This window comes from Catenulispora pinisilvae (assembly GCF_015356865.1).
Lineage (GTDB): Bacteria > Actinomycetota > Actinomycetes > Streptomycetales > Catenulisporaceae > Catenulispora > Catenulispora pinisilvae.
In genome coordinates, this window is the sequence record NZ_JAAFZA010000540.1 from 1 (window position 1) to 855 (window position 855).

The 855-nt window shown below is 70.1% G+C and carries 1 protein-coding gene; it reads left to right on the forward strand.

Annotated elements, in window-relative coordinates; genetic code table 11:
* On the forward strand, positions 1 to 855 hold an 855-nt coding region (locus IZR01_RS49370; protein WP_194927911.1), incomplete at both ends, for a dihydrodipicolinate synthase family protein.

Consider the following 855-nt stretch of genomic DNA (forward strand, 5'->3'; position numbering starts at 1 on the left):
CCCACTGGCCCTGCACGAAGACCGCACCCTGGACCCGCAGCGCCAGCGCGCGCTGACCCGCCACTACCTCGACTGCGGCGCCGGCGGCGTAGCGGTCGGCGTCCACACCACCCAGTTCGAGATCCGCGACCACGGCCTGTACGAACCGGTCCTCCGCCTGGCCGCCGAAGAAGCCGGCCCAGACCCCATCCTGGTCGCCGGAGTCCTCGGCCCCACCCCCTCAGCCCTGGCCGAAGCCCGCATCGCCGCCGACCTCGGCTACGACCTGGCACTGGTCGCCACCCCAGGCTGGGGCACCGCCCCGGACGAGGAAATCCTCGAAGGCGTCGCCCGCATAGCCGAGACCCTGCCCGTCTTCGGCTTCTACATCCAACCGGCCCTGGGCAAACGCCGCTTCAGCTACGACTTCTGGCGCCAGTACGCCCAGATCCCCGGCGTCGAAGCCATCAAGATCGCCCCCTTCGACCGCTACGCGACCATCGACGTCATCCGCGCCGTGGCGGACACCGGCCACGCCGAGGACATCGCCCTCTACACAGGAAACGACGACAACATCATCGTCGACCTCCTCACCCCCTACCGCGTCAACGGCACAACCCTGCACATCGTCGGCGGCCTCCTGGGCCAATGGGCCATCTGGACCCGAGCAGCCGTCGCCCTCCACACCGAAGCCCGCACCATCGCCCGCACCGGCGCCCCCATCCCCGCCGACCTCCTCACCCGAGCCGCCGAACTCACCGACGCCAACGCAGCAGCCTTCGACGCCGCCAACACCTTCGCCGGCAGCATCGCGGGCATCAACGAGATCCTCACCCGCGAAGGGCTGCTGCCCGGCAACTGGTGCTTGTCTGAGCG